Here is a 23,539-nt window from a genome sequence, read left to right as displayed (position 1 = left end):
GTGTGTCTGAACGCCGGAAAGTGGTTAAAAAGTAGCCGATGTAAGTCGAGCCAGTAGGTGTTTAGCGGTGTTACAGCCTGAGTGCGGTACTGGCTGAGGTACTATGAGAAATCCAGGCTAGTGGTGTACGTGAAACAGACCATGACCAAGTCAATCAAACAGGCAGTACGCTGAACTCAGCACAGGCTGGTACTGAGCAGTATTCTGAGATCCTCCAAAGCGGTCCGAATGGTGGTTCATCGAGCGGAAATGAAGCTTATGTGGATCAAGGCAGTGGTGGCAGTGAGCAAAACGTTTCTCTTATACAGCAGATTAATGGATCAACTAACCGAGCAGACGTAATCCAAAAGGGTAACGGCTATAATGAATCCCGAATTGTTCAGCAAAACGGGGACTTAAACAAGACAACTGTTAATCAATATGGTACAAACGACCAGTCAGACATACTTCAGGCCAATGGTAGCTTAAATACAGCGGAAGTTAATCAATATGGAGGAAGTAATAACCAATCTATTATTGTTCAACGTAATGGAGACTCTAATATGGCATTAGTTGAACAACGGAATAGTAACTGGAGCGATTCTTACATTTTGCAAGATGGCAACGAAAATACAGCTGATGTGAGCCAACGCAATAACTCAAACTATAGTGATTCCATAATTCGTCAAGTCGGTAACAATAATAATGCCGAAGTTGATCAGCAAAATAACTCTGAACAGACATGGAGCTTTATTGAGCAGCGTGGTGAAGATCATCTTGCTGAGGTTACCCAGAATGATGCTGACTTGAGTGCCTCTTACATTTACCAAGGTGGTAATGTTGGTGGACACGAAGCTTACGTAACTCAGACTAACGAGTCCGGCAGTCTATCAATGGTTCGTCAGAATGGGTCTGCAGCTATTGCTAATCACAATCAAACTGGAGGTTCTGGTAACGTAGCAAGCTCTTACCAGTGGTAAAGCATATATTCAATATATAACTAAAATTAAGCCGCCCTACGGGGCGGTTTTTTATTGCCAATACTTATAAATTGACAGTTCTTTATTGGTATGAAAAAAACCATTCACCAGTTGATTATAAACATTAGTTTTTTAATCTTCCGATTCAATTTAAATAACTATGGTAACGCCATCGATTACCGCCATACTGAATACAACAAAAGGTTACATGAATACACAAACAGAAACGGGGCATTACCATGTACACCAATCGATCTAACTCAAGAGCTTCATTGCGCGCCAACAATGCGACGGTTACCAAAGCTCTGTCACTTTTATCTATAGCTTGGTTAGCCATGGCATTTTCCGTTGCTGCGACTGCACAAGAGAACCCATTCAATTCACCTCAAGTAGACAAACAGACTGCCCAAACGATTATCACTGAAAACGAACTTCAGCTAGATGCTCAAGAACAAGCGTTTTCTCAAAGCCGCGCTAACGTGGCTTTGATCCGGCAAATTGGGGACGGAAACAGTAGCACTATTAATCAGAACCTTAATAGTCAAGGTCGCGCCAACCTGGCTTCGATTTATCAGAACGGTAATTTTAACGAAGCCATGATTAACCAGGAAGGTTCACATAATACTGGTCTTATACACCAAAACGGTAGTCAACACGAAGCCAGTATTACTCAGAGTGGTGATCGACTCGAGTCACAAATTAATCAGTCTGGACTTAATAGTAACGTCACAATTTCACATTCGGGGAGTGGCTACCAAGGCATTAGCGTTGAACAACAAGCGTTTTCAGGCAATGCACGCTCAGTCACCGTCGAAACCTACTGAACAACAACCGTTGTTTCAGTAATAACCAAGCAAGTAAATCATAAAGGGGAAACACCATGAAAACTCAAATCACCACTATTGCTGCTGCCATTGCGTTCGCTATGAGTACTGCTGCTTCCGCGCAGTATTGGGCAGGAAGTGACTCAACAATCGAGCAAAAAGGTGACAACAACACTAACAACATCACTCAGATGGGTACTCAAGAGTCACGTGTTCAACAAGAGGGTGACCATAACTCAACGCTCGTATCACAATCGGGTAAATCGAATGATTCGTATGTATATCAAGAGCAAAATAATAACACATCGAACGTTAATCAAGACGGCTTCTTAAATAAAACTGTATCGTTGCAGATTGGTACACATAACACTTCTAGTGCTACCCAGAATGACAACTGGAACGACAATTATACATACCAAGAAGGTAGCAATAATACGGCCACTGTTAGCCAAGAAGGCTATTTTAACAAGTCTGTGACAGAGCAAAATGGTGATTACAATAATGCTCAAATCACTCAAAGTGGCGAATGGAATGATAGCTACGCCTACTTAGAAGGTAATCATAATACGGTAGTCGTGGGTCAAGATGGCGCAGGGCTTGACAGCACTATTTTAGCAACGGGTGACCATAACGCGCATAACATTATGCAGTCTGGTAAGGGGCATGATTCTTATACCTCCACCACTGGCAGCCATAACCAGCAAAACGTTACACAAAGTGGTGGCTCCTTCTGGGGCGGTGCTCACACTTCTACCATTACCACTAATGGTCATGGAAACGTCAACACTGTGGCACAAGGCTACTAAGCAAAGCGGTATTACATTATATACCCTATGCTCATGCAAACCGCCCCTCATTAGGGGCGGTTTTTTTGTTAGCGAATTGACACTGTCAATGTCCCGCCCGCCCCTTGAGTCGACGAAGTCGAACGGTTGCTGCCTTTTTGAATATCCACTTCTAATCGCTCGTCATCACTTAACAGCTTTACCGTGCCTTCAAGTTCCGTACCGGTAAACGTGTACTCGGCGGGTACCGTTCCATGCTCTTCAACGTGCTCGGCGGTTTCGCCTTCGTGGGTAATCCGCCAATGGGCGGAAAACTCGGCACCCGGCGAACCGCTCATAGTGATGTGAATCTGGGTCATGTCCTGCTCCTGAGGCGACTGTGCAGCCAGCGGGAAGCAGACTGTTAGCCCCGCTGCGCATAGCAAAGTTCGCCAAGCCGTTGGTCGTATCATGATTGTATGTCTCACCTAACCTAAGAGCCGCTCATGGTGAGCGGCTCTTGCAGTATAGCGGGCTTTTAGTTACGTGCCGTTACATTACCGCAAAGGCTTTTTCCGCTGCATCTAGCGTGAATTGAATATCCTCTGGCGTATGGGCACTAGACATAAAGCCTGCTTCATAGGCGGAAGGCGCCAGATAAACGCCATGATCAAGCATTGCACCGAAGAAGCGGCGGAAGGCGTCTGGGTTACAGGCCGTGGCTTGGGCAAAGTTATCTACCCGGCTTTGCGAGGTGAAGAAGAGCCCAAACATACCACCCGCTGACTGCGTCATCATCGGCACTCGTGCAGCGTTGGCACGCTCCTGCAGGCCTGAACACAGTGTATTAACCCGCTGAGTTAATGCATCGTGAAAACCCGGTACCTGTAATTTGGTAAGCAGTGCCACACCTGCTGCCATGGCCAGGGGATTACCCGACAAAGTACCCGCTTGATACACCGGCCCAAGCGGTGAAATGTTCTGCATGATCTCGCGCTTGCCGCCAAACGCGCCCACCGGCATGCCACCGCCAACAATTTTCCCCAAGCAGGTTAGATCAGGCACGATACCGTAGTGGGCTTGAGCACCGCCCAATGCCACACGAAAGCCGGTCATCACTTCGTCAAAGATCAGTACGCTACCGTGTTCGTTACATACCCGGCGCAGTGTTTCCAGGAAACCTGGCTGGGGGGGAATGCAATTCATATTGCCGGCAACAGGCTCGACGATAATGCAGGCAATCTGATCGCCAATCTCGTTAAAACACGCCTCTACCCCTTCAGGGTCGTTAAACGAGAGAGTAATGGTGTGTTCAGCCAGCGACGCGGGCACGCCCGGCGAGCTAGGCTCACCGTGGGTAAGTGCCCCAGAACCGGCTTTTACCAACAGCGAATCAGAGTGACCATGGTAGTTCCCTTCAAACTTTACGATCTTATCGCGGCCGGTGGTGCCGCGCGCCAGGCGTATCGCCGACATGGTGGCTTCGGTGCCCGAACTGGTCATGCGCACCATATCCATGGAAGGAATCATCTCGCAGATCAAATCTGCCATGGTGGTTTCAACCGCGGTAGGCGTACCGAATGACAGGCCGTTATCTAATCGCGCCCGCACGGCTGCCAATACATCCTGGTCAGCGTGCCCGGTAATCATTGGTCCCCAGGAACCCACATAATCCACGTACCGATTGCCTTCGACATCGAATAGAAACGCGCCCTGGGCACGCTCCATAAAGACCGGCGGGCGGTGTAGCCCTTTAAATGCCCGGACGGGAGAGTTTACGCCGCCTGGGATATGGCGACTGGCAAGATCAAACAATTCAGCTGATGTGGTCATGGCATCCTCTCGGTCAATGGCAGATAGAAGATAGGATTAAAAACGAACAGGCCGTGAAAAACGGCTGGGCAAACACTGGCCACTCGGCGGCTGAAAGCCTTGTGACAGGCTCTGCCAGGTAAAGTGCTGCGCCTGTTCACACGCTGTTGGTAAGCGCTCACCAACAGCAAGACGAGCCGCAATGGCTGAGGCTAGCGTACAGCCAGAGCCATGAAACAGTTCAGGCAAACGTGGCCACTGCCACTGGCGAGTGGTATCGGGTGAGTGCAGGGTGTGCACGACTTGCTGATCATTACCGGGCAGCGGATCGTCAGTGGCCGTCACTAGAATTGCTTGGCAGCCCTGTGACATCAACGCCACCGCACGTGCCGTATCATCAAAAGGGGTGACGATGTCTGGTGTCAGTTGACAAAGCTCAGCACGATTGGGCGTTAAGATATCCACAAGCGGTAGCAAGCGATCGATGAACAGCCGACGTAAACCGGGTGTGGATAACTCAGTTCCACCACCAGCCTTAAATACCGGGTCCGCCACCACAGGAATGCCTGGAAAGCGGCGGATAATTTGTTCCGCTGCACGCAAGGTAGCTTCATCGGCGAGCAAGCCAATTTTAATCGCCGCCACTTGCATCTCGCCAAGTACCTCGGCCATTTGGCGCATCGCGGTAGGATCAGCGGGAATCACACGCGTCACATTGTGGCAATTTTGAACCGTCAGCGCAGTAGGGATCGTTACCGCCCAGCCACCACAAGCGGCAATGGCTTCGCTATCAGCCACTAAGCCTGCGCCGCCGGTGGGGTCGTGTCCCGCTAATACCAATACGACAGGCGGAAGTGGTTGGCGCATCAAAAGGGCTTCACAACGGCTAATAGTATAATCGCCACTAGCGCAATCACCGGCGCTTCGTTAAACCAGCGGAAAAACACATGGCCTTTGGTGCAACGATCCTGGGCAAACTGCTTTAAATAAATCAAACAAACATGATGATAGCCAATGAGCAAAACCACCAACGCCAACTTGACGTGCATCCAACCCTGGCTAAACCATTCGGGCACTAAATAGAGCATCCAGCCACCAAACAGCAGTACCGCAATCATCGATGGCGTCATGATTCCACGGTAAAGCTTGCGTTCCATGGTTTTGAAATACGCCATTGCTTGGCCATCACCGTTATCTCGCGCGGTGGCGTGATACACATACAAGCGGGGTAAATAAAACAGTGCGGCGAACCACGTCACCACTGCCATCAAGTGAATAGCCTTCACCCATAGGTACATTGTTGCTCCTTAAAATGGTCAATCCTTTTCGCGTGGCTCATTCGCTCGTAAATCATGCTCTCGTAGATAATTATCGCGAGTGTCAGCGCCACGGGGATCTGTATAGTGATAATAACGCTCAATGGCGCCACGGGTGATAATACCTGAAATACGCTGCTGTTTAGGGCGGTAACCGTGTACCACATAGAGTGCCCCCAGCGCGTTATCCTGCAGCTTCAAGAATGCTTCGGAAAGCGTTGCTTGCAAGCCAATCGGCGCAAGCTCCAAACGCTGCCCAGGAATTTCCAGCAGATCAATCAATTCATCCTCGGGCGGTTCTTTACCCTGCAGCGCTTCATCGTGTTCAAGTAACCACCGCGCCAGTTCAGCGGCTTTGAGCGCCAGCACCGGTTTTTCCTCGCTGGAGCGCTCAATCACCAACCACACCGGGTTTGTTTCCAGCAGGTGGCGTGCCTGATCAGGGGTAATCATCCGCTCGGTACGCACCAGTTGCCGCTCCATCACCGCTGGCACCGAAACCCGTGAGAGCGCTTGCATCAACGGCTGCTGAAGTGGATGCAGCCCATAACGCACCGTGCTGATAAAGAACCCTTCACAGCCAGTTAACTGCCGTGACGTCAAACACGCAACCACCACCGCCAGCATTCCAGGGAGCATGATACTCGGCGTATGGGTTAACTCCAAAAGCGCCATCAGCGCCGCAAGAGGAGCTTGCAGAACGGCCCCCATCATTGCCGCCATACCTAGCATGGCGTAAATCCCCGGGTCAGCGGCTTTGTCTGGCCACATCCAGCCCCCCAGCATACCAAACAGCGCGCCTGTAGCCGCTCCCACCACCAGCACCGGGCCAATAATGCCGATGGGTACACCGCCAGCAACGGTCAGCGCCGTTAGCAGTAGTTTGGCAATCATCAGCGCCAGCAGTACTTTAATTTCCAACTGATTATTGAGCGCTGCCGCCACGCTGTCATAACCGATGCCCTGCACCTGGGGGAACCACCAGGCAACGGCGCCAGTCGCCACGCCGACCAATCCAAGACGTACCCAAAGCGGCCAGTCCATAATTCGCTGACTGCGGGAAATATGGATAAACAGCCCCGCTAGCAAGCCAATCACCAACCCCGTCAGCACGATCCACGGAAGATTGATCAACGACCCCAGGGCCACTTCGGGAATGCGAAATGCGGGTTCATTACCGTAAGCCAACTGCGCCACCATCGCGCCCATGGTGGAGGCTAGGATGACGGGCATAAAGCTCATCAAGGTATACTCCATCATCACCACTTCCATGGCGAAGATCACCCCGGCAATCGGCGTATTAAAGGAAGCAGAAATGGCGGCTGCGGTTCCGCAAGCCACAAGTACTCTCAGGCTATTGTTGGGTAAGCGCATCTGCTGACCGAGACCACTGGCCGCTGCTGCCCCCAAGTGAATCGCCGGCCCCTCACGACCCGCAGAGAGGCCACCTAACACCACGACCACCCCGACCCACCACTGGTTCAACCAGTTACGCAGCGGAAAACGCCCTTGGTGATAGGTGAGACGCTCAATCACATGGCCTACACCCAGCTTGCGCGCTGCCGGTTTTTGCCGATACAACAGCACGCCCACTAGCGTCACCGCCAGCATGGGTAGCAGCGCACGTAACCAGGGCATCATATTTTCAAACGCCTCTGGGTCACCCTCCGTCATATAGAACGTGGCCCCTGCTTCCAGTAGCAGCCGAAACGCCACCATCACCGCGCCGGTAATAATCCCCGAGACAAGGCCCAGCAAGCAGAGTTGCGGCAAGGCGTCGACGTTGGCCAACTGACGACGAAAACTTTCTAACGTAAAATCCGATCGGGAAAAACGCGCCACAGCAATCTGCCTTGTTTTTGGTCTTAGTGTTCTTATCTCTTAATCCTCTTGTGTATCATAGCCCGATACACTTCGACAGCCCGCAGCAATCCGCTTAGGCTGATAACACCGCGTGTTGTCATCGCTGGTGGTGCAAACTGTGATGAAATACCTGTTCTGAAAATGTTTTGCGAAGCTCGCAAGGAGTGATTTGTGATTAAGGTCGGCATTGTTGGCGGTACCGGTTACACCGGCGTTGAGTTATTGCGGCTACTCGCCCAGCACCCTCATGTTGAGGTGGCCGCGATTACTTCGCGCTCGGAAACTGGCGTCAAGGTAAGCGATATGTATCCCAACCTGCGCGGCCATTACGATACGCTGGCCTTTAGCGAGCCGGATGCCAAACTGCTGGGCGCCATGGACGCGGTGTTCTTTGCTACGCCCCACGGTGTTGCCCACGCCCTGGCGGGCGAGCTTCTCGATAGCGGCACGCGGGTGATTGATCTCTCGGCCGACTTCCGGCTGCGCGATGCCGATGAATGGAGCCGTTGGTACGACCAGGCCCACGGCGCGCCGGAATTGTTGCAAGAGGCGGTATACGGCCTACCGGAAATGCATCGGGAAAAAATCAAAAACGCACGCTTAATTGCCGTGCCCGGCTGCTACCCCACGGCCGTTCAATTAGGCTATCTACCGCTGTTGGAAGCAGGTCTGATCGACCCAAGCCAACTGATTGCTGACTGTAAATCCGGGGTTACCGGGGCAGGCCGTGGCGCAAAAGTAGGGTCACTGCTCGCTGAAGCCAGCGAGTCGATGAAAGCCTACGGCGCCTCGGGCCACCGCCATCTACCCGAAATTAGCCAAGGGCTTAGGGATATTCAGCAATCCACGGTGGGTTTAACCTTTGTGCCCCACTTAACGCCGATGATCCGCGGCATTCACGCCACACTTTACGGCCAGCTCACCACTGAGCCCGGCGATCTGCAGGCTCTATTTGAGCAGCGCTACGCTAACGAACCCTTTGTCGATGTGATGCCTGCTGGAAGTCACCCAGAGACGCGCAGCGTCAAAGGCATCAATACCTGCCGCCTAGCAGTCCATCGCCCCGGCAATGGCAACACCGTCGTCGTACTATCGGTGATTGATAACCTGGTCAAAGGCGCCTCGGGCCAAGCGATACAAAACCTCAACCTGATGTTCGGCTTTGACGAGAACACTGGGCTTACCGCACCAGCAGTGATGCCTTAAACACCTCACAAAACCAGCAGGCAGAGACAACTCATTCTCAGCAATAGTTGACCAATTTGCTGGGAATTACCCATAATCACCCCCCAATGCCGATTTATTCGTTCTTTAAGCTCGCGGGAGGTACCCATGAGCGGTGCAGAAGCCTTTGTTCCTACTCCATTACTGCTCTCTGATAGTGCACGCAAACGTATTAACGCACTGATTGCAGAAGAAAATAACCCATCACTCAAACTGCGGGTCTACGTGACCGGCGGCGGCTGTTCGGGTTTTCAATACGGCTTCGACTTTGCTGACAATGTCGCCGACGATGATACTGTGATTGAGTTCGGTGAGGCCGCGCTGGTCGTCGACCCCCTCTCTTACCAGTATCTGGTGGGCTCCACGGTCGACTACGAAGAAGGCTTAGCGGGCGCGCGTTTTCGCGTTCAAAATCCCAATGCCACCACCACCTGCGGCTGCGGCGCTTCCTTTATGGTCTAAACAGCGTTGGCCCACGACGCTCCCCGTGACTTGACGCCCTGACGGTTTCTCGCCAAGGTTGATAGGTCAATAACGGCTAAAAAGGGTATTCGAGCGCCATACATTGCTCGGAAACCCGCTACTAGCCACATAAAGCACGGGGAAACTTATGAAAGTTGCACTACCACTCAGCCTAACCAAAACAACGCTTGCACTCGCACTGGGATTGGGCAGCGCCACTGCCGCCATGGCCCAAATGCCATCGGTGAACGTGGCCACTGACCCAAGCTTTGTGCCGTTTGAAATGATGGATCAAGAGACCGGCGAAATGGTCGGCTTCGATATGGATATCATCAACGAAGTCGCCGAACGTGCAGGCTTTGAAGTCAACCTGACGACCATGGAATTCTCCGGCATCATTCCCGCCGTGCAAACGGGTAGTCAAGAGATAGCCATCGCCGGTACCACCATCACTGACGAGCGCTCTGAAGTCGTTGACTTCTCCGACCCCTACTACGATTCAGGTTTACGCATCATTGTCCGCGCCGATAACGACAGCGTCGAGACACTAGAAGACCTCCAAGACCTCGCCGTCGGTACCAAAATTGGTTCCACCAGTTATGACTACCTTCAGCAAGAACTCGGCGAAGATGCTGAAATCACCCCCTTCCCAGGTACTGCCGACATGTACATGGCGCTGCTAGGCCGCAACGTCGACGCCGTGCTCTATGATGCCCCTAACGTCTCTTACTTCTCGCAAACTCGCGGTGAAGGCCGTACCAAGGTTGTTGGCCCTCTGTATGAAGGTCAGCAGTACGGCATCGTGTTCCACAAAGGCAGTGAGTGGGTAGAGCCGACTAACGAAGCGCTGGCCGCCATGCGCGAAGATGGCACCTACGATGAGATCTACACCAAGTGGTTTGGTGAAGCGCCTAGCGAAGAGTGAGTATAAAAGCTCTCTATTAGCGTAACGCTGTTACAGGGCCGGGTGGCCACAACCCCCGGCCCTGCTGCATTTCTCATGTGTTTTTTGTCATCTGCTTTTTTGTTTCAGGAGTCTACGCGTGGACGTCAATTTTCAGTTTGATTGGTCGGCAGCGTTTGGGTCGATCCCTTACCTGCTGCCGGGTATTCCCTGGACGCTGCTTATCTCGTTTGGCGGTCTCGCCATCGGATTCTTTATCGGAATATTCTTTGGCCTATTACGTATTAGCCGCCTGCGTTGGCTACGCTGGCCAGCCATCGTTTACGTCGAAGTATTTCGCGGCACGCCTATCCTGGTACAAGTACTGTTTATTTTTTACGGCTTGCCGCAACTATTAGGTAGCCCAATTAACGCGCTGGTCGCCGGTATTGCTGCGATCGCGGTTAATTCCGGTGCTTACATTTCAGAAATTGTGCGCGGCGGTGTGCAATCAATTGAACGCGGCCAGGGTGAAGCATCACTCTCCCTAGGGCTCTCCCGCACTCAAGCATTTCGCTACGTTATCTGGCCCCAGGCGTTTCGGCGCATGATTCCTCCCCTCGGTAACCAGGGCATCATCAGCATCAAAGACACCTCACTGTTTTCAGTGATAGGCGTCGGTGAGCTAGTGCGTCAGGGGCAGATCTATATCGCCACCACCTTTACGGCGCTTGAGGTCTACTTCATGGTCGCCCTGATGTACTTGGCAATCACCTGGACCCTCTCCATCATCCTGCGTCAACTCGAGCGCAGAGGCCTGGCCGGACAATAAGGACACGCGCAATGAGCGAGACAATGAGCAACACAACGCAACCAATTGTGCGTATGCAGCAGCTCAATAAACACTTTGGCAGTCTGCACGTACTCAACGATATTGATCTGACGATTGTGCCTGGTGAAGTGGTGGTGATTATCGGTGCCAGTGGCTCAGGCAAATCCACACTAATTCGCTGCATTAACGGCTTGGAAGAGTTTCAGTCCGGCAGTCTGGTGGTCGACAGCAACGAACTATTACCGCACGGCAAGAGCACTAAAGCGCTGCAAACCATCCGTACCGAAGTGGGTATGGTGTTTCAGCAATTCAATCTCTTTCCCCATCTCAGCGTGATCGATAATGTCACTCTGGCGCCGATGAAAGTGCGTGGTTTAAGCCGTGACGACGCAGTCAGCAACGCCAAACGCTTGCTTGACCGGGTAGGTATCGCCGACCAGGCCGACAAGTACCCCAGCCAGCTCTCAGGCGGCCAACAGCAGCGCGTCGCACTCGCCCGCGCCCTGGCGATGGAACCCCGCCTGATGCTGTTTGACGAGCCCACATCGGCGCTTGACCCGGAAATGATCGGTGAAGTGCTGGATGCAATGCGCGAGCTGGCCAAAGAGGGCATGACCATGGTGATTGTCACCCATGAAATGGGCTTTGCCCGCGAGGTCGCCGACCGGGTGATTTTTATCCATAAAGGCGAGATTACCGAGCAGGGCCACCCTGAAAAACTGTTCGATTCTCCTCAACACGAACGTACTCAATCCTTCCTTGCTCGCGTACTCAAACATTAAATTGAGCCCTTTTTACGCGTTAAAATAACCGCTAATTTGCTCTGAATTGCGCTTTTTTACTGGCCTGTCGACACGACAGGCCATTTTTTTGCCTGTGGATAAACTTTTTTTACATTGATCGGTTTTATCTCCGTAAGGCCTACCATGTACGTCGCTTAGCGTTAGCTCCACATCAATCGGAGGTTGTTCACAGGTGCGGTAACAACCCAGGTACTGGCCGGTGGATAAGCCGTGCTTAATTAACTCTGTGGATAAAGCGCTATTCCATCCACAGGCTTAACACCCCTTCTACCCAGGCACTCCCGCCTTCAAACATGTAGAAGTCAACAATATAAGCACATGAAAATATTAAGGATAAGTCGCTTATACACAGAAATTGTCCACACTAGTAATTACAACATTTACAGAACTTCTCTTATTTTATATTTATGTTGTTATTAATAACGAAGGGTTGGTGATTTGGGGTGTGGAAAAACCTGACGGTTACCCACAGGGGGTTTATACTTGCCGGCTCATTGATCTAAGGTGGCCATGTCTGAGAACTGCACTGGCCACATCATCCGTGCCGAAAGGCGCAAGACGAGGTGCCTCTTGAATTATCCCGACCGCTTTGACGTGATTGTCATCGGCGGTGGCCATGCGGGAACTGAAGCCGCATTGGCCTCTGCTCGTATGGGCTGTCAGACCCTGCTGCTCACCCACAACATCGAAACCCTGGGCCAAATGTCGTGTAACCCCGCGATTGGCGGCATCGGCAAAAGCCATTTGGTTAAGGAAATCGATGCGCTGGGCGGCGCCATGGGGCTTGCCACGGATTTAGGTGGCATCCAGTTTCGCGTGCTCAATGCCCGCAAAGGGCCTGCCGTTCGGGCAACCCGTGCCCAGGCTGACCGCATCCGCTATAAGTCCGCTATCCGCGGTATGCTGGAAAACCAGTCCAACTTGACGATCTTCCAGCAGGCTGCTGGTGATCTCATTGTGGATAACGACACCGTGCGCGGCGTTGTCACGGAAACCGGTATTCGCTTCCATGCTGAAAGTGTCGTGCTGTGTACCGGCACATTTTTGGGTGGCGTGATTCACATTGGCTTGGATCAAAGCAAGGGTGGCCGAGCAGGCGATCCACCCTCCAACGCTCTGGCCGAGCGGCTGCGTGCGCTACCGTTTCGCGTTGATCGGCTGAAAACCGGCACACCGCCGCGTATTAATGCCAAAACCGTGGATTTTTCCCAGTTGGAAGAACAACCCGGCGACAGCCCCACACCGGTCATGTCCTACATGGGGTCACTGGAAATGCACCCTCGGCAGGTGAGTTGCCACATTGCTCACACCAATCAGCAAACCCACGATCTGATTCTGGCGAATCTTGATCGCTCGCCGATGTACTCCGGTGTGATCGAAGGAATTGGGCCGCGTTATTGCCCATCGATCGAAGACAAGGTTCATCGCTTTGCCGATAAATCCAGCCATCAGGTGTTCATCGAACCCGAAGGCCTGGATACCCACGAGCTTTACCCCAACGGTATCTCGACCTCGCTGCCGTTTGACGTGCAGATTCAAGTCGTGCGTACGATCAAGGGCCTGGAAAATGCCCATATCACCCGGCCTGGCTATGCTATCGAGTACGACTTTTTTGATCCGCGAGACTTAAAACACTCGCTGGAAACAAAATTTATCCACAACCTGTTTTTCGCTGGTCAGATTAACGGCACTACCGGTTACGAAGAAGCTGGCGCTCAAGGTTTGCTAGCGGGTTTGAATGCCGCACGCCGTGCTCAAGAGCTGGACGCCTGGTATCCCCGCCGCGATGAAGCCTATCTCGGCGTACTGGTCGACGACCTGATCACCATGGGTACCAAAGAGCCGTACCGCATGTTCACTTCCCGTGCGGAATACCGCTTGCTGCTGCGTGAAGACAATGCAGATTTGCGCTTAACCGAAGCTGGCCGCGAATTAGGCCTCGTCAATGACGAACGCTGGGCCGCGTTTAGTCAAAAGCGCGAAGCCATTGAGCAAGAGAGTGCGCGTCTGGATACCATTTGGATCCAGCCAGGTAGCCCGGCTGCGGCACAGGTGGCGGAAACTACCGGTGCGGCGCTCACGCGCGAATATCGCCTGAGCGACTTGCTCAAGCGCCCAGAACTTAACTATAGCGATTTGGCCAATCTACCCGGCATCGAAGGCACGCTGGTTACCGATCCAGCGGTTGCCGAACAGGTGCAAATCCAGGCCAAGTATCAAGGCTATATTGACCGTCAGCAGGATGAGATTGACAAGCTAAAACGCCATGAAGGAACGGTGCTGCCTGCCGAGCTGGATTATTTGAAAATAGAGGGGCTATCCATCGAAATTCGCCAAAAGCTGGCTGAAGCACGGCCGGAAACGCTTGCTCATGCGGCGCGTATCTCGGGTGTCACGCCAGCGGCTGTGTCTATTTTGCTGGTGCATCTGAAAAAGCGCCGGTTAGTCGCAGCGGCAGAGGTGGTTAACGGATGAGTTCGTTGAACCCACTGTTAAAAACTCTGCCTGCAAGCGTTGCGCCACGTCTCGACCAAGGGCTTAGCCAGTTGGCTATCAGCGTTGACGACCATCAGCGCGAGCAACTGCTAGGCTTATTGGCACTGTTGCACAAGTGGAACCGGGCTTATAACCTCACAGCGGTGCGCGATGTGGACGAAATGGTGTCGCGCCATGTGCTGGACAGCGCCGTAGTACTGCCTTATGTGCAAGGGCCGCGGCTGTTGGATGTGGGGGCGGGCCCAGGTTTACCCGGTTTAGTGTTGGCTATTTTGGCCCCCCAATTAGACGTCACGTTGCTGGACAGCAATGGCAAAAAAGTCCGTTTTCAGCGCCAAGCGGTGATGGAGCTTGGTCTTAAAAACGTAACGCCTGTTCAGGCGCGGGTAGAGCAGTTTCAAGCCGCCACGTTTGACCAGGTGATTTCGAGAGCGTTTGCCAGCTTGGTGGATTTTGTCACCTTGACTCGCCAGTTACCGAGTGCCGATGGTCAATGGCTGGCCATGAAAGGACCGGGCGCTGACGATGAGTTACGCGAATTGCCCCCCGGTATTTGTTTACATAAGCGTCACCTGCTGGAAGTGCCTTTTGAAACGGCCCAGCGGCAGTTATTAATCTTGAAAGCTGAATGTTGATTCTGACCCCAGGAAGGAGTTGAGTAAGTGAGCCAGATCATTGCCCTGACCAACCAAAAAGGCGGTGTGGGCAAGACCACCTCAGCCGTTAACCTGGCGGCTAGCCTCGCTGGACTCGATCGTCGCGTGCTGCTGGTGGATCTTGACCCTCAAGGCCATGCCAGCATGGGCAGCGGCATCGATAAATACGAGCTCGACAAAAGCGTGCTGGATGTACTGCTAGGTGAAGCAACGGCCGCTGAGACCATCGTTAAAGACCTGGCGGTAAAGTATGACGTTCTGCCGGGTAACGGTGATCTCACTGCCGCCGAAGTCGAGCTATTGGATCGCGAGAAAAGTGAAAGCTGCTTAACCACCGCGCTTGCCTCGGTCTCCAGTGAATACGATGTGGTGCTTATTGACTGCCCACCCTCGTTGAACATGCTCACCGTGAATGCGTTAACGGCTTCTGATAGCGTATTGATCCCTCTACAGTGTGAATTCTATGCCCTGGAAGGGTTGTCAGCACTGCTCGATACCGTTGAACAGATTAAGCAAAATGTGAATCCTGACCTAGCGATTGCAGGCATTTTGCGCACCATGTACGACAAGCGCACCAGCTTAACGCGGGAAGTGGATAAGCAACTGCGTGACTACTTTGGCGACATGCTGTTAAAAACCACCATACCCCGCAACGTAAAAGTTGCCGAAGCACCAAGTCACGGGTTACCCGTGACGCAATATGCCCGGTTCTCCCGGGGTAGCCAGGCCTATCGTGTGTTGGCGAAAGAGATGATTCGTCGTCTTTCACTATAACCACTCTTCACTTCAACTCTTCAATTCAAAAAAGGGGCGCTGAAAAAATGAGGGAAAGCGAATGACGCGTAAACCCGCGCTGGGACGTGGCCTGGATGCTCTGATTGGTGCCGGTGCCCGTCGCCGTGACAGCCTAGAACTTGCAGGTAGCGGCACCCCGTTGGAGCTTTCTGACGCCGCGCGTAGCGCCGCGGCTGAAGATGTTAGCGAAGATCGCCTTGAGCGCCTCCCGTTAGGACAACTAACGCGGGGTAAATATCAGCCGCGCCGCGATATTCAGCCTGAAGCGTTAGAAGAGCTGGCAGATTCCATTCGCGCCCAGGGCGTTATGCAGCCTATCGTGGTGCGCCCGATCGGCGTCGACCGCTACGAAATTATTGCCGGTGAGCGCCGCTGGCGTGCCGCACAGCTGGCTGAGCTGGACGTTATTCCGGCCGTTATTCGCGATGTCAGCGATGAAGTCGCCTTGGCGCTGGCGTTAATCGAAAACATTCAGCGTGAAAATCTAAACGCTATTGAAGAAGCCATGGCACTCAAGCGCCTTGGTGAAGAGTTCGAGCTTACTCAGCAGCAAATAGCCGACGCAGTGGGGAAGTCGCGCACTCAAGTGGCTAATTTGTTGCGCCTGCTGGCGCTAGATCCCGAAGTACAAACCCTGCTTGAACGTGGCGATTTGGATATGGGCCATGCGCGGGCATTGCTAACGTTAAATAGTGCCCAGCAGCGGCAAGTGGCCCATGAAGTGGTCAATAACGACATGACCGTTCGGGCAACTGAAGCGCTGGTGAAAAAAGTGCAGACCAGCCAAGCTCCCATCAAAATGCCTAGCCGTCCAAACAAACAGCCTGATGTGGCAAAATTGGAAACCCATCTTGGCGAGTTACTTGGCGCGCCCGTCTCTATTGATCATGGTCAAAAAGGCAAAGGTAAATTAACGATACGCTATACAAGCTTGGAAGAATTAGACGGTATCTTAAATCATATTAAATAGCAGGCTATCAAACATCGCGTAAGAAGTGACCACGTTTTCCCTCTTTGGTCGCAAATCGACCCCTTAACGTACAAAATCGGTGCGACTTCGGTTGAAGGTGTGATAGCGCTTCCCTATAATCGCGCAAGATTTGTGCAGGTTGCCTGTGTTTGTTGAAGTATGCCGATTTTTTTAGGGCTGGGTATTGGTTCAAAGCGCTATTGCTAAGCGCCCGTTGAGAGAGCTCTTACAGAGAGCCCATATAGAGAGCTATGCAGCGATACGAAACCCAGCGGCGAAAAGCCTACATCCTTCGGCTTACGATCGTGCAACTCTCGATGGCCCTTTGCGGCATGCTGGCAGCCTATTGGGTGGAAGACGTTGAAGGCATGTCATCGGTATTTAAAGGAGCGCTGGTAGCCTTGCTCCCGCATGCTTTCTTCATCAAACGAATGGGTGTTTTGCGCGCGGTTAGGCCTTCACAGGCAGCGATGCGCTTGTTTCGCGCCGAAGCAGGCAAGTTTGGTTTGACGGTGGCACTGTTTGTTGCAGTGTTCGTGGCAGCGCCCCCTTCAAACCCTACTTTCTTTTTTTATGCTTATGTTGCGGTTGTTCTAACGCATTGGCTTACGCCTTGGTTAATGCCAAAAAACGTCAATGCCTAGAAAATTGCACAATTAAATTGAGGTGACACATCCATGGCCGCAGGAAACGAAGTCTCGACGACTTACTATATCCAGCACCACTTGCAGAACCTGACGTTTGGTAACCACCCTGTTAATGGCTGGTCGCTGGCGCATTCGGCGGAAGAAGCCAGTGAAATGGGCTTTTGGGCCATTCACTTAGACACCATGGGCTGGTCAATTGCCATGGGGCTGCTGTTTATCTGGATTTTCCGCAAAGCGGGAAAAATGGCCACTACTGGTGTCCCCGGCGGCCTGCAAAACGCAGTAGAAATGGTCGTCGAATTCGTTGAAGGCATGATCAAAGGGACCTTCAAAGGCCATAATCCGCTTATCGCGCCACTGGCCCTGACGCTGTTCGTGTGGATTCTGTTCATGAACACGCTAAAAATTATCCCGGTCGATTACTTCCCGGTGCTGTTCAGTAAGCTAGGCGTGGACTACATGAAAATTGTGCCCACCACCGATGTGAACGCTACGCTAGGGTTAGCATTAGGCGTCTTCGGGTTAATCCTCTACTACAGCTTTAAAGTGAAAGGCGTGGGTGGCTTTGCCAAAGAGCTGTCACTGACCCCATTCAATCACTGGGCCTTAATTCCCTTCAACCTGCTTCTTGAAATCGTTGCTCTGCTGGTGAAACCGTTCAGCTTGGCAATGCGTCTTTTCGGCAACATGTTCGCCGGGGAAGTGATCTTCATTCTGATCGCTATGCTGCCCTTCTGGGCTATCTGGGTGCTGGATGTACCGTGGGCGATCTTCCATATCCTAATCGTCGTACTTCAGGCCTTCATCTTTACAGTGCTATCCGTGGTGTATCTAAGCGCTGCACACGAACATCACTAACCCGAGCAATGCTTGCAACACATTAACCCTTAACCTCAACCCTCGACCTTAAACTTGAAAAACTAGGAGCATTACCATGGAACTTATCTACATTGCCGCTTCCATCATGATCGGTCTCGGCGCTCTAGGTACCGGCATTGGCTTCGCTATTTTGGGCGGTAAGCTGCTTGAATCTACAGCGCGTCAGCCAGAACTAGGCGACCAACTGCAAACCAAAACCTTCCTAATGGCAGGTCTGTTGGATGCGGTTCCGATGATAGGTGTTGGTATCGCAATGTACCTGATCTTCGTTGTTGCCGGTTAATGACAGCTCAGCCGAGCGTTAAACGCTCGGTTTTGTTTCACTCCGGTCGCCACGAACTTGTCAGAGGTACATTCCTGTGAATATCAACATGACGCTAATCGGGCAGACGATCGCCTTCGCGATCTTTGTCTGGTTTTGCTTAAAGTATGTGTGGCCTCCGATCAGCAACGCGCTTCATGAGCGTCAGAAAAAAATTGCTGATGGCTTGGACGCAGCCAGCCGCGCTAACCGCGACCTTGAGCTTGCTCAAGAGCGGGCGGAACAAACGCTGCGTGAAAGCAAGGAGCAAGCTTCTCAAATTCTTGAGCAGGCCAATAAGCGCTCTGCCCAGATAGTTGAAGAAGCCCGCGAACAGGCCCGCGCCGAAGGCGAACGCCTTGTAGCGAGCGCACGTTCCGAGATTGAGCAAGAAGTGAATCGCGCTAAAGATGAACTTCGTGCCCAGGTCTCTTATCTCGCCGTTATGGGTGCCGAGCGTGTTCTTGAAGCGTCGGTCGACGAACAAGCCCATCGCAAGTTACTTGATGAGCTTGCTGCTGAACTGTAAGGAGGTGAATCATGGCGGAACTACTGACCGTCGCTCGTCCTTACGCTAAGGCAGCGTTTGAATACGCGCGTGATCATGAGGCGCTTGATAGCTGGTCACAAGCGCTGAGTTTTTTAAGCTTTGCGGTAGCAGACGTTAACGTTCGCCATCGGTTAAGCAGTCCAAAACTAGACAGCGACCAAAAAGTGTCGCTGCTTGTTGAGCTGATTCCTGAGCAACAAGATGACGCTTTACAGCGGTTTTTGACTGTCCTGGCTGACCAAAGTCGCCTGATGGCGCTGGCATCGATTGCTGAACAGTTCGAGCACCTGCGTGCTGAACACGAGCAGCGGGTTGAAGTGAATGTCACTTCTGCTTATCAGCTAGATAGCGAGCAAGAAACGAAGCTAGCGAACGCGCTTAAAAAACGTCTGAATCGCGAAATCTCTATTACTACTCAAGTGGACAAGTCGCTGATTGGCGGTGTCATCCTACGTGCTGGCGATACCGTTATTGACGGGTCGGTCCGTGGTCGATTGAACCGTCTTTCTGACGCGCTAACCGCTTGAGTCTGAGGGACATGGCATGCAGCAACTGAATCCTTCCGAGATCAGCGACATCATCAAGCAGCGAATTGAAAAGCTTGACGTCGCATCTGAAGCCCATAATCAGGGCACCATCGTCACTGTTTCCGACGGTATCGTGAAAATTCACGGCCTCGAAGACGCGATGTTTGGTGAAATGATCGAATTCCCCAACAGCATCTTTGGCATGGTACTCAACCTGGAGCGCGACTCCGTTGGTGCCGTCGTGCTGGGTGACTACTTGCAGCTCGAAGAAGGCATGACCGCCAAATGTACCGGTCGTATTCTCGAAGTGCCGGTAGGCCCCGAGCTGATTGGCCGTGTTGTCGACGCGCTGGGTAATCCCATCGATGGCAAAGGCGATATTAACGCTAAAATGACCGACGCCGTCGAGAAAGTGGCGCCGGGCGTTATTACCCGTCAGTCTGTTGATGAGCCGATCCAAACCGGTCTCAAATCCATTGACGCCATGGTGCCGATCGGCCGTGGTCAGCGTGAGCTGATCATCGGTGACCGCCAGATTGGTAAGTCCGCCATTGCCATTGATGCGATCATCAACCAGAAAGGCAAAGGCGTGACCTGTGTCTACGTGGCGATTGGTCAGAAGCAGTCGACCATTGCCAACGTGGTGCGCAAACTCGAACAGCACGGCGCGATGGAACACACCATCGTCGTGGCTGCGGGCGCTGCCGACCCGGCGCCGATGCAGTTCCTGGCACCTTATGCGGGTTGCACCATGGGCGAATACTTCCGCGACCGCGGCGAGAATTCCCTCATCGTGTATGACGACCTTTCCAAGCAAGCCGTTGCGTACCGTCAGGTATCGCTGCTGCTGCGTCGTCCGCCGGGTCGTGAAGCTTATCCTGGTGATGTTTTCTATCTCCACTCGCGTCTTCTTGAGCGTGCTGCGCGCGTTAACGTCGACTACGTTGAGAAGTTCACCAACGGTGAAGTGAAAGGTAAGACCGGTTCCTTAACCGCGCTGCCAATCATCGAAACCCAGGGTGGCGACGTTTCTGCGTTCGTTCCGACCAACGTGATCTCGATCACCGATGGTCAGATCTTCCTGGAAACCAACCTGTTTAACTCCGGTATTCGTCCGGCGATTAACGCAGGTCTCTCGGTTTCTCGTGTGGGTGGTTCGGCGCAGACCAAAATCATCAAGAAACTGGGCGGTAGTGTACGTCTGGCACTGGCTCAGTACCGTGAATTGGCGGCCTTCTCGCAGTTCGCGTCTGACCTTGATGAAGCCACGCGTAAGCAGCTCGAACACGGTCAGCGTGTTACCGAGTTGATGAAGCAGAACCAGTACTCGCCGATGTCGGTAGCTGAAATGGCGCTTTCGCTTTACGCCGCCAACGAAGGTTATCTGGACGATGTCGAAGTAAACAAAGTGTTGGACTTTGAGCGTGCCCTGCACGACTACATGAAGTCCGAACACGCTGATCTCCTCGACAAGATCAACCAGAGCGGCGACTACAACGGTGAGATTCAAGACAGCTTGAAGTCGGGTCTCGAGAAGTTCAAGGCGACTCAGAGCTGGTAATGTCTGGCCCGCCCCTCATGGGCGGGTTTGCATGCTTTCTGAGAGCCACGAACGAAGGGTAGATCGCTATGGCAGCTGCAAAAGAGATACGCACCCAAATCGGGAGCATTAAAAATACGCAGAAGATTACCAGCGCCATGGAAATGGTGGCTGCATCGAAAATGCGTAAAGCGCAAGATCTGATGAGAGCTAGTCAGCCTTACGCTAAGCAGATCCGTAATGTGGTTGGCCACTTAGCCAACGCGAACCCTGAGTACAGGCACGACTATATGGTCGAGCGTAGCGAGGTTAAGCGTGTTGGCTACATTGTGGTGTCCACTGACCGCGGTCTGTGTGGTGGCTTGAACCACAATCTTTTCAAAGCCTTACTGAAAGAAGCCGTTAGCTGGAAACAGCAAGGTGTCGAGCAGGATTTTTGTGCGCTTGGCGCCAAGGCGAGCACCTTTTTCCGCAATTACGGCGGTAATTTGGTCGCAGCGAAAAGTGGATTAGGTGAAGCCCCGACGGTAGAAGGCTTGATTGGCAGTATTAAGGTCATGCTTGAAGCGTACGATGAAGGACGTCTCGACCGGCTGTACGTGGTGCACAACGAGTTTGTGAATACCATGACGCAAAAGCCAGTGGTTCGTCAGCTTCTTCCCCTGTCGCCCGATATGGGCGCAGACGCTGAGCAAGACGACGAAAACGCCCGTCCCGGAAGCTGGGACTACCTGTATGAACCGGATGCCAAGGCGTTGCTCGATAGCCTGTTGGTTCGTTTCATCGAATCGCAGGTGTATCAGGCGGTAGTGGAAAATGGCGCTTGTGAACAAGCCGCTCGAATGATCGCTATGAAAAGTGCCACCGACAACGCAGGCGGCCTGATCGACGATCTGGAGATGGTTTATAACAAGGCCCGTCAGGCTGCCATTACCCAGGAAATTTCTGAGATCGTCGGCGGCGCTGCTGCCGTATAACGCCTAGGGAGCCGACTCTTTTAAGCGGCTCCCGGCAGACAGGTTTCATTTGCAGGTTTTAGAGAGGAACCAAGATGAGCGGACGTATCGTACAAATCATCGGCGCGGTGATTGACGTAGAGTTTCCGCGGGACTCTGTGCCCAAGGTCTACGACGCGCTGAAGGTCTCCGATGTTGAGACCATCCTCGAAGTCCAGCAGCAGCTGGGCGACGGCGTGGTGCGCACCATCGCCATGGGCTCCACTGAGGGCTTGAAGCGTGGCATGGCAACGACCAGCACAGGTGCTGCTATTTCCGTACCGGTAGGTAAGGAAACGCTGGGCCGTATTATGAACGTACTCGGCGAGCCGATCGACGAAGCAGGACCGATCGGTGAGCAAGAGCGTATGCCGATTCACCGTAAAGCACCGAGCTATGCCGACCAGGCAGCCTCTAACGAGCTGCTGGAAACCGGTATTAAGGTTATCGACTTGGTCTGCCCGTTTGCTAAGGGTGGTAAAGTTGGCCTGTTCGGCGGCGCCGGTGTGGGTAAAACCGTTAACATGATGGAGCTTATCCGCAACATCGCCACCGAACACAGCGGCTACTCTGTATTCGCCGGTGTTGGTGAGCGTACGCGTGAGGGTAACGACTTCTATCACGAAATGACTGAATCCAACGTTATCGATAAGGTATCGCTGGTTTACGGTCAGATGAATGAGCCGCCGGGTAACCGTCTGCGCGTGGCGCTGACGGGCCTGACCATCGCTGAGAAATTCCGTGATGAAGGCCGCGATGTTCTGCTGTTCGTCGATAACATCTACCGCTACACCCTGGCAGGTACCGAAGTATCGGCACTGTTGGGTCGTATGCCATCAGCGGTAGGTTATCAGCCGACGCTGGCTGAAGAGATGGGCGTTCTGCAGGAGCGTATTACCTCGACGAAAACCGGTTCAATCACTTCCGTACAGGCCGTTTACGTGCCCGCGGATGACTTGACCGATCCGTCGCCGGCGACCACCTTCTCCCACTTGGATGCTACCGTGGTATTGGCGCGTTCTATCGCTGAATTGGGTATTTACCCGGCGATCGATCCGCTTGACTCCACGTCGCGCCAGCTGGATCCGTTGGTTGTCGGTGAAGAGCACTATGCGACCGCTCGCGGTGTGCAGAACGTTCTTCAGCGCTATAAAGAGCTTAAGGATATCATCGCCATTCTGGGTATGGATGAGTTGTCTGATGAAGACAAGCTAGCCGTATCTCGGGCGCGTAAAATCCAGCGCTTCTTGTCGCAGCCGTTCTTCGTGGCCGAAGTATTTACCGGTTCACCAGGTAAGTATGTCTCGCTGAAAGACACTATCAGTGGCTTCCAGGGCATTCTTGCTGGCGAATACGACGATATGCCGGAACAGGCCTTCTATATGGTCGGTTCAATCGACGAAGCCGTCGAGAAAGCCAACCAGATGAAGAAGTAATCCCG

Annotated in this window: 25 protein-coding genes; 20 read left to right on the top strand and 5 right to left on the bottom strand. The window is 52.8% G+C overall.

Annotated features, from left to right (window positions below):
• The first annotated feature begins 260 nt into the window (after positions 1 to 260).
• The 3 genes from V8L70_RS20150 (at position 261) to V8L70_RS20140 (ending at position 2,589) form a co-directional block, all read left to right on the top strand.
• A complete protein-coding gene (locus tag V8L70_RS20150) occupies positions 261 to 959 on the top strand; it encodes a hypothetical protein (protein ID WP_336270511.1) in 699 nt (232 codons plus the stop codon).
• A 239-nt stretch (positions 960 to 1,198) separates the two neighbouring features.
• A complete protein-coding gene (locus V8L70_RS20145; protein ID WP_336270510.1) occupies positions 1,199 to 1,783 on the top strand; it encodes a hypothetical protein in 585 nt (194 codons plus the stop codon).
• Between the two features lie 56 nt (positions 1,784 to 1,839).
• The gene (locus V8L70_RS20140) at positions 1,840 to 2,589 is read left to right on the top strand and encodes a curlin subunit CsgB (RefSeq protein ID WP_336270509.1); all 750 of its coding nucleotides are present in this window, start codon (positions 1,840 to 1,842) and stop codon (positions 2,587 to 2,589) included.
• Positions 2,590 to 2,657: 68 nt separating this feature from the next.
• Here the strand turns inward: V8L70_RS20140 and V8L70_RS20135 are convergent, their stop codons facing one another.
• The 5 genes from V8L70_RS20135 to V8L70_RS20115 form a co-directional block, all read right to left on the bottom strand.
• Entirely contained in the window at positions 2,658 to 2,927 is a 270-nt protein-coding gene (locus V8L70_RS20135; protein WP_336270508.1) for a hypothetical protein, read from the bottom strand.
• 172 nt (positions 2,928 to 3,099) lie between these two features.
• Positions 3,100 to 4,380, bottom strand: a complete 1,281-nt coding sequence (gene hemL / locus V8L70_RS20130; RefSeq protein ID WP_008959090.1) for a glutamate-1-semialdehyde 2,1-aminomutase — start codon at positions 4,378 to 4,380, stop codon at positions 3,100 to 3,102.
• Positions 4,381 to 4,416: 36 nt separating this feature from the next.
• Positions 4,417 to 5,226: a bifunctional hydroxymethylpyrimidine kinase/phosphomethylpyrimidine kinase gene (thiD, locus tag V8L70_RS20125; RefSeq protein WP_101145089.1), complete on the bottom strand. Its 810-nt coding sequence runs from the start codon at positions 5,224 to 5,226 to the stop codon at positions 4,417 to 4,419.
• Positions 5,226 to 5,657, bottom strand: a complete 432-nt coding sequence (gene hemJ, locus V8L70_RS20120) for a protoporphyrinogen oxidase HemJ (protein ID WP_101145090.1) — start codon at positions 5,655 to 5,657, stop codon at positions 5,226 to 5,228. Before hemJ ends, thiD begins: the two co-directional genes overlap by 1 nt.
• 18 nt (positions 5,658 to 5,675) lie before the next feature.
• Positions 5,676 to 7,517 carry a chloride channel protein gene (locus V8L70_RS20115; RefSeq protein ID WP_101145091.1) on the bottom strand — a complete coding sequence of 614 codons (1,842 nt, stop codon included), beginning with the start codon at positions 7,515 to 7,517 and terminating at the stop codon, positions 5,676 to 5,678.
• A 192-nt stretch (positions 7,518 to 7,709) separates the two neighbouring features.
• On the opposite strand from V8L70_RS20115, the gene argC reads away from it, so the two are divergent.
• The 17 genes from argC to atpD all read left to right on the top strand — a co-directional run bounded on the left by argC (position 7,710) and on the right by atpD (position 23,534).
• Entirely contained in the window at positions 7,710 to 8,744 is a 1,035-nt protein-coding gene (argC, locus tag V8L70_RS20110; RefSeq protein ID WP_101145092.1) for an N-acetyl-gamma-glutamyl-phosphate reductase, read from the top strand.
• Between the two features lie 126 nt (positions 8,745 to 8,870).
• Entirely contained in the window at positions 8,871 to 9,224 is a 354-nt protein-coding gene (erpA, locus tag V8L70_RS20105) for an iron-sulfur cluster insertion protein ErpA (RefSeq protein ID WP_008959085.1), read from the top strand.
• 148 nt (positions 9,225 to 9,372) lie between these two features.
• Complete coding sequence (locus V8L70_RS20100) at positions 9,373 to 10,149, top strand: transporter substrate-binding domain-containing protein (protein WP_008959084.1); 777 nt, start codon at positions 9,373 to 9,375, stop codon at positions 10,147 to 10,149.
• A 118-nt stretch (positions 10,150 to 10,267) separates the two neighbouring features.
• The gene (locus V8L70_RS20095) at positions 10,268 to 10,939 is read left to right on the top strand and encodes an amino acid ABC transporter permease (protein WP_007112208.1); all 672 of its coding nucleotides are present in this window, start codon (positions 10,268 to 10,270) and stop codon (positions 10,937 to 10,939) included.
• Positions 10,940 to 10,962: 23 nt separating this feature from the next.
• Entirely contained in the window at positions 10,963 to 11,721 is a 759-nt protein-coding gene (locus V8L70_RS20090) for an amino acid ABC transporter ATP-binding protein (protein WP_008959083.1), read from the top strand.
• A gap of 591 nt (positions 11,722 to 12,312) precedes the next feature.
• Entirely contained in the window at positions 12,313 to 14,217 is a 1,905-nt protein-coding gene (gene mnmG, locus V8L70_RS20085; RefSeq protein WP_101145093.1) for a tRNA uridine-5-carboxymethylaminomethyl(34) synthesis enzyme MnmG, read from the top strand.
• The gene (gene rsmG / locus V8L70_RS20080) at positions 14,214 to 14,873 is read left to right on the top strand and encodes a 16S rRNA (guanine(527)-N(7))-methyltransferase RsmG (RefSeq protein WP_101145094.1); all 660 of its coding nucleotides are present in this window, start codon (positions 14,214 to 14,216) and stop codon (positions 14,871 to 14,873) included. Before mnmG ends, rsmG begins: the two co-directional genes overlap by 4 nt.
• 27 nt (positions 14,874 to 14,900) lie before the next feature.
• Positions 14,901 to 15,668: a ParA family protein gene (locus V8L70_RS20075; protein WP_101145095.1), complete on the top strand. Its 768-nt coding sequence runs from the start codon at positions 14,901 to 14,903 to the stop codon at positions 15,666 to 15,668.
• A gap of 61 nt (positions 15,669 to 15,729) precedes the next feature.
• On the top strand, positions 15,730 to 16,659 hold the full coding sequence (locus V8L70_RS20070) for a ParB/RepB/Spo0J family partition protein (RefSeq protein WP_101145096.1): 930 nt from the start codon (positions 15,730 to 15,732) through the stop codon (positions 16,657 to 16,659).
• A 251-nt stretch (positions 16,660 to 16,910) separates the two neighbouring features.
• Positions 16,911 to 17,303 carry an ATP synthase subunit I gene (locus V8L70_RS20065; protein WP_101145097.1) on the top strand — a complete coding sequence of 131 codons (393 nt, stop codon included), beginning with the start codon at positions 16,911 to 16,913 and terminating at the stop codon, positions 17,301 to 17,303.
• Between the two features lie 33 nt (positions 17,304 to 17,336).
• A complete protein-coding gene (gene atpB / locus V8L70_RS20060) occupies positions 17,337 to 18,164 on the top strand; it encodes a F0F1 ATP synthase subunit A (protein ID WP_101145098.1) in 828 nt (275 codons plus the stop codon).
• A gap of 76 nt (positions 18,165 to 18,240) precedes the next feature.
• A complete protein-coding gene (atpE, locus tag V8L70_RS20055; protein WP_022521051.1) occupies positions 18,241 to 18,468 on the top strand; it encodes a F0F1 ATP synthase subunit C in 228 nt (75 codons plus the stop codon).
• Positions 18,469 to 18,544: 76 nt separating this feature from the next.
• Positions 18,545 to 19,015: a F0F1 ATP synthase subunit B gene (locus V8L70_RS20050; RefSeq protein WP_022521052.1), complete on the top strand. Its 471-nt coding sequence runs from the start codon at positions 18,545 to 18,547 to the stop codon at positions 19,013 to 19,015.
• Positions 19,016 to 19,026: 11 nt separating this feature from the next.
• Positions 19,027 to 19,563 (top strand): F0F1 ATP synthase subunit delta, encoded by a 537-nt coding sequence (locus V8L70_RS20045; RefSeq protein ID WP_101145099.1) that lies wholly within the window; start codon positions 19,027 to 19,029, stop codon positions 19,561 to 19,563.
• 16 nt (positions 19,564 to 19,579) lie between these two features.
• Positions 19,580 to 21,124, top strand: a complete 1,545-nt coding sequence (atpA, locus tag V8L70_RS20040) for a F0F1 ATP synthase subunit alpha (protein WP_336270499.1) — start codon at positions 19,580 to 19,582, stop codon at positions 21,122 to 21,124.
• Positions 21,125 to 21,192: 68 nt separating this feature from the next.
• The gene (gene atpG / locus V8L70_RS20035) at positions 21,193 to 22,080 is read left to right on the top strand and encodes a F0F1 ATP synthase subunit gamma (protein WP_176302936.1); all 888 of its coding nucleotides are present in this window, start codon (positions 21,193 to 21,195) and stop codon (positions 22,078 to 22,080) included.
• Between the two features lie 74 nt (positions 22,081 to 22,154).
• Complete coding sequence (atpD, locus tag V8L70_RS20030; RefSeq protein WP_290694014.1) at positions 22,155 to 23,534, top strand: F0F1 ATP synthase subunit beta; 1,380 nt, start codon at positions 22,155 to 22,157, stop codon at positions 23,532 to 23,534.
• Positions 23,535 to 23,539: the final 5 nt, after the last annotated feature.

Source organism: Vreelandella arctica (assembly GCF_037070215.1).
GTDB lineage: Bacteria > Pseudomonadota > Gammaproteobacteria > Pseudomonadales > Halomonadaceae > Vreelandella > Vreelandella arctica.
Note: the sequence above shows the minus strand (reverse complement) of the source record. Positions and strands in the feature narration are given on the sequence as shown.